Origin of the sequence: Microvirga tunisiensis (assembly GCF_009296175.1) — a bacterium.
Lineage (GTDB): Bacteria > Pseudomonadota > Alphaproteobacteria > Rhizobiales > Beijerinckiaceae > Microvirga > Microvirga tunisiensis.
In genome coordinates, this window is record NZ_VOSK01000406.1 from 1 (window position 1) to 4,892 (window position 4,892).

Genomic DNA, 4,892 nt, shown 5'->3' on the forward strand with positions numbered 1-4,892 from the left:
GGTCATCGACCGCATCATCGTTCACGACGGCAGCTTGGAGATCCGTCATGTCATTCCCTTGCGCAGCCCTCCGCCGGGACGTGAGAGCACTGCTGACCCAGTTGCTCGATTGCGTTCGGATCGTATGCAGCCAGCAGCGCTGGTGCGAGGCATGGAACACCCGGGAAGCCGCCGCCCGCAGGCCCTTGTGATCGTCGGCTATCACCAGCTTCACGCCGCGCAAGCCGCGATCAGCCAAAGAGCGCAGGAAGGCGGTCCAGAACGGTTCGGCCTCCGAGGCACCGGTGGCAACTCCCAGCACCTCGCGCCGGCCATCGGCATTGACGCCCACGGCCAGTATCACGGCCGTGGTGACGATCCGGCCAGCCTCTCGCGTCTTCAAGTAGGTGGCGTCGATCCACAGGTAGGGCCATTCGCCCTCGATCGACCAGGTCAGGAAGGCTTTCACCCGCTCGTCGATCTCCTCGCACAGGCGGGAGACTTGGCTCTTCGAGATGCCGGACCCGCCCATCGCTCTGACCAGGTCGTTGACGGACCGATACCTCTCGCGCAGCGCCTGAGTGATGTGCTCCCACGTGCCGTTCTCGCGCCATTGCGCATAATGGTAGAAGACGGCGTAGCGCGGCGGATACTCGTGCGGCAGCATCCGCCATTGGGCTCCTGTCCGGAGCAGGTAGAAGATCGCATCCAAGATGCGCCGCAGGGGATAGGTCTGCCGCCGCCCGGCCGGATGGCTGCGGGGAACGAGGGGCGCGAGCAGCGCCCATTCGGCATCGGTGAGATCGCTGGCATAGACACAGGCATCCATGGCGGGGCTCCCGGATCGTCAAACAGCCCACATCCGCAGGAGCGGCCAGCTCCAAACCTATGTTGAATCAAACACTTGGTTCGAGCAATAAAATTGCTCACCAGCCTCTCAGTGGGTCGGCAACAGGTGCGGTTGAGATGTGATCTTCAGCAGCGCTCCAGAGGCAAGTTACCGGCCTTCAGGCAGCAGCTTGATTCAAGGAAGCATTCTAACGCACCGATCAAAGGGATGCTTGGAGCATCAAAGTTGATCAATGTCGGCCCCGGCGCCTCGCTTGTGCGCATTGCAACGGTCCTGGAGTCCGTTTTTATTAATTCCTATTTGCCTCCAATGCTTCCAACCGCATGCTTCCAACCGCATCATTGCAAGCGCTTGAAAATGCGTTATAAAGTATTACTGTCAGTAGAAAGACTAAATATGAAGATCGTAATTACCGGGAACATGGGCTACGTTGGATCCAGTGTGGTGGCGCATCTTCGTAGAGTGTTTCCGGCTGCAACCATTGTTGGAGTCGATAGTGGTTTGTTTGGGCACTATCTAACTCAGCGTGCAATCCCAGAGCGTAATCTCGATACTCAGATCTACCGAGATATTCGTGATCCGCTCGAAGATGTCTTCTCCGGTGCAGATGTTGTTGTTCACCTTGCTGCAGTTTCGAACGATCCTATGGGATTGCGCTTCGAAGGCGTCACAAAGGAAGTGAATGAGTCGACGAGCATTCAACTCGCTGAACTCGCAGCGTGCAGCAAGGTGCGACATTTCATTTTTGCATCAAGCTGCTCAATATATGGTCTCGCCGACGGCACTGCACGTTCGGAGGACGATACCCTGAACCCGTTGACCGCTTATGCACGATCTAAAGTCGGAGCGGAGGTTGGCCTGCAGAAAATTGCGGTCAATACTGGTATGACTATCTGCGCTTTGAGATTTGCTACGGCATGCGGCTTCTCCGGCCGGACTAGGCTTGATCTTGTATTAAATGATTTCGTTGCATCTGCTTTATCGACTGGCCGTATCTCCGTACTAAGCGATGGGACGCCTTGGCGACCGCTGATTCACCTGAAGGATATGGCCCGTGCTATAGAATGGGCGATCGTTCGACCTGCGCCGAATGACGAATGTTTCCTTGCGGTCAACGTCGGGAGCGATGAGTGGAACTATCAGGTTGCTGATCTGGCTGAGGCAGTCCGCTCGTTTGTTGCCGGGACTACGATAGAGATCAACAAGAACGCTCAACCTGATAAACGATCCTATCGTGTAGACTTCTCGCGGTACAAGTCGATCGCACCTAATCATCAGCCCCAGGTTTCTCTCGAAGGCGCCATAAGGGACGTACGGGATGGATTACTCAGTATGGGTTTCAAAGACTCTGATTATCGCCACTCTAACCTGATGCGCCTCAACGTACTGGATGAACATCTTGCTGCCGGCAGGATCCAACCAAACCTTCGATGGTTGGCACATGAGAGTTGCAGTCGGGAGTCGCCTTCGCGGGTGGACAGGCCTCCAACCGTGAGTTCTAATGAAGTTGTTCATACCGTCTGAGGGCATGAGGGTGGTCGTTGCGACACAATTACTGACGGATCCAAGAGATTAACAACTCTCACCAGATACTCCTGCATTGGATCGGGATTGGAGCCTCACAGGCTTAAAGCCCGCCGCTAGAGCCTAATTGATGGCCTGGAACTACCCTTTGCCATCGACGTCACTGCCATCCGGCACAAGACCGGTTCCTCAAGCGGTTTTTGTAAACATACTGGTCTTATTAAGTATACATTCTTAACAAGGCCAGTATTTTCAGATAAATAGAAGTTATACTATAATATACTTCTTATGGGTAGGTAATGAACATGCTAATTCAGCCATATTTCTTGTGCATGAACACTTACTAAGTCTCAACACCAACCAAAAGTCTGGTCAGCGTCCAGACATTGCTAACAAGACCACTGTTGCCGCAGGCGGTCTATCGTTCCTAACATCAAAGATAAATTATGGGTTTACTAAAACGAATTCACGTTATTCAGCAGGAGCGCATACAAAATGGCAAGTCACATCCAATCAACGAAAGAAGTGATTCGTCACGTTCTATACAAAACTGGAGGAACTGCATTTATTCAGCTTATGAAAAAAGTAAAAGGCCTACACAGCGATCACTTATACGGCCAGACTATCGAAGAAAGATTTTCAAGCATTTATGATGATCAAGTATGGGGCGGCGGGGCTGGCTCTCGTTCAGGACCTGGATCAGATTATCAGGCAACCAGCAGTCTAACGGCTGCGCTTGCAGATCTCCTTGCCCGTCTTGAGGCTAAGCATGTTACAGATATCGGGTGTGGTGATTTCAGTTGGATGCAGTTCGTACGCGGAGATTTTGAATACTGCGGTATAGACGTGGTTGGGAAATTAATTTCTGAATTAGAAGAGAAATACAAGTCCCCAAGCCGCCGTTTCCTGCAGCTTGATGCAACCAAAGATGAACTCCCTAAAGGCGATACCGCTATATGTCGAGAGGTGCTATTCCATCTGTCATTCACTGACGCTAAACTCGTTTTGAACAATTTGCGCAGAAATGGGTATACTTATATAATTGCCACGACTGATAACAACACGTGGTTCAATTCTGATATTATGAGTGGGGATCACAGGCCTTTAAATCTCGCAAAATCACCATTCAGTTTTCCAAATCCAATACACACTATTGAAGATGATAAAGTTAGTCATGGTCGAGTTCTTGCTGCGTGGCGAGTAGCCGATATTATCTGAATACGTATTCATATCTTGTAAGTAGATATCGATTGCCATAGAGCCTCCTCTTCGAAAGCAGAAATGCCGGATCCCCTGGCCCGAGTCGATCCGGGGCAACACCAGATGGTGCTTGATGGGAGACCGGAGATCGTCAGGCATCAGCCTCGTCTGCCTTGGCTACCTCTTGCAGGCGTTTGGCAAGGCCGTGTGGGAGCATGGCGTCGAGACCTCGATAAATCCAATCGAGGGAGCATGATATCGCTCACAAAGCTTCATGGCCGCGTCCACGCCGATGCGGCTCTGTCCGTTTTCGTGATTTGACCATACCGAGCGGGTGATTCCCGTCTGAATACTCAGATCCGTAATGCTGTCCGCAACCGCCCTTCGAAGCAGGCGCAGGCGTCGTGCAATCTCAGGAACTGCAGCAGGGTTTGCCCTTTTCGGGTAGTTTCTTGCCTTGGCCATCGCGCTTAATCTCACACCTCCACCTGCCGGAGTTTCTCGGCTCAATGGACAGGAAGGGCATGTCCGAAGCCGTGGTAGATCCAATCCAGGGACGCGCCAGTATTGAGGGCTATCCTTGATGCCACATCGATTGGGACAGTCCGTCGGCCATGCTCCCAGTTATTCCATGCGGTGTCGGTGACTCTGATGAAGTCGCAAAATGCCTTCGCCTGTCGGTAACCCAGCGCTAAGCGAAGAGCCTTCAATCGACCTCCGATGACCTCTGGCCTGTTCATTGCGCTAGCCAGCCTCAATGAGACACCTCAGTGTGACAGGGATGTGCAGCAGTGCGGACCGCTTCGCCCAAAATCGGGAAAAAAGCTTTCGGTTTCAGGAACTTATCATGGGGTGGCTGGGGCGCCAGGATTCGAACCTGGGAATGGCGGTACCAAAAACCGCTGCCTTACCACTTGGCGACGCCCCAATAGTATAGCGCCTACATAATCGGCAAGCACACGGCTGGCAACACCGTTTTGTGGGATCTCAGATATCTGCACGACGGGTGCAAATCTCCCCTTGCGGCGCTCCCCCCTGGCCGCTATAAGACCGGCCTCCCGAGAATAATCGGTGTCGGAGTGTAGCGCAGTCTGGTAGCGCACCACGTTCGGGACGTGGGGGTCGCAGGTTCAAATCCTGCCACTCCGACCATTCTTCTCCCGCAAAATCAATGACTTAGAAGAATTAGTAGTAACATTGGCAAAAGTCCGGGCTGAGCTGGCGGGTCGGGGTTCCGGCGCAGCGACAATTCTGATTCAATCCCCTGCATGTCACCGGCCCCGGATCTTGATGGCCTGTCGAACGCCGATCTGAAGCGGTTGGTGCTGGAGCTGTTGGG

General features: G+C 53.1%; 4 protein-coding genes, 2 tRNA genes and 2 pseudogenes. 3 read left to right on the forward strand and 5 right to left on the reverse strand.

All coding sequences use genetic code 11. The annotated features are described in order from the left end of the window. Nucleotides 1-538, reverse strand: a pseudogene (locus FS320_RS37870) (IS256 family transposase); the annotation flags it as partial. Nucleotides 539-622: 84 nt separating this feature from the next. Then, nucleotides 623-808: pseudogene (locus FS320_RS46510) on the reverse strand (transposase); the annotation flags it as partial. A gap of 246 nt (nt 809-1,054) precedes the next feature. On the opposite strand from FS320_RS46510, the gene FS320_RS37875 reads away from it, so the two are divergent. Both FS320_RS37875 and FS320_RS37880 read left to right on the forward strand, forming a co-directional pair. Beyond that, nucleotides 1,055-2,353 (forward strand): NAD-dependent epimerase/dehydratase family protein, encoded by a 1,299-nt coding sequence (locus FS320_RS37875; RefSeq protein ID WP_338105643.1) that lies wholly within the window; start codon nt 1,055-1,057, stop codon nt 2,351-2,353. 495 nt (nt 2,354-2,848) lie between these two features. Beyond that, nucleotides 2,849-3,571, forward strand: coding sequence for a class I SAM-dependent methyltransferase (locus tag FS320_RS37880; protein ID WP_152717434.1), 723 nt, complete (start codon nt 2,849-2,851; stop codon nt 3,569-3,571). A gap of 159 nt (nt 3,572-3,730) precedes the next feature. On the opposite strand, the gene FS320_RS51160 is transcribed toward FS320_RS37880, so the two are convergent. The 3 genes from FS320_RS51160 to FS320_RS37890 all read right to left on the reverse strand — a co-directional run bounded on the left by FS320_RS51160 (nt 3,731) and on the right by FS320_RS37890 (nt 4,481). After that, nucleotides 3,731-4,018, reverse strand: coding sequence for a helix-turn-helix domain-containing protein (locus tag FS320_RS51160; RefSeq protein ID WP_420846830.1), 288 nt, complete (start codon nt 4,016-4,018; stop codon nt 3,731-3,733). 41 nt (nt 4,019-4,059) lie between these two features. Beyond that, on the reverse strand, nt 4,060-4,293 hold the full coding sequence (locus FS320_RS51165) for a helix-turn-helix domain-containing protein (RefSeq protein ID WP_152717435.1): 234 nt from the start codon (nt 4,291-4,293) through the stop codon (nt 4,060-4,062). A gap of 113 nt (nt 4,294-4,406) precedes the next feature. Then, nucleotides 4,407-4,481 (reverse strand) — tRNA-Gln (locus tag FS320_RS37890). A 147-nt stretch (nt 4,482-4,628) separates the two neighbouring features. Between FS320_RS37890 and FS320_RS37895 the strand changes: the two genes are divergently transcribed. Continuing rightward, nucleotides 4,629-4,705 (forward strand) — tRNA-Pro (locus FS320_RS37895). Nucleotides 4,706-4,892: the final 187 nt, after the last annotated feature.

What these genes read in the sequence shown, in the direction of transcription:
- FS320_RS37880 (WP_152717434.1), top strand. Translation starts at nt 2,849, where the DNA reads ATGGCAAGTCACATCCAATCAACGAAAGAAGTGATTCGTCACGTTCTA.
- FS320_RS51160 (WP_420846830.1), bottom strand. Translation starts at nt 4,018, where the DNA reads ATGGCCAAGGCAAGAAACTACCCGAAAAGGGCAAACCCTGCTGCAGTT.
- FS320_RS51165 (WP_152717435.1), bottom strand. Translation starts at nt 4,293, where the DNA reads ATGAACAGGCCAGAGGTCATCGGAGGTCGATTGAAGGCTCTTCGCTTA.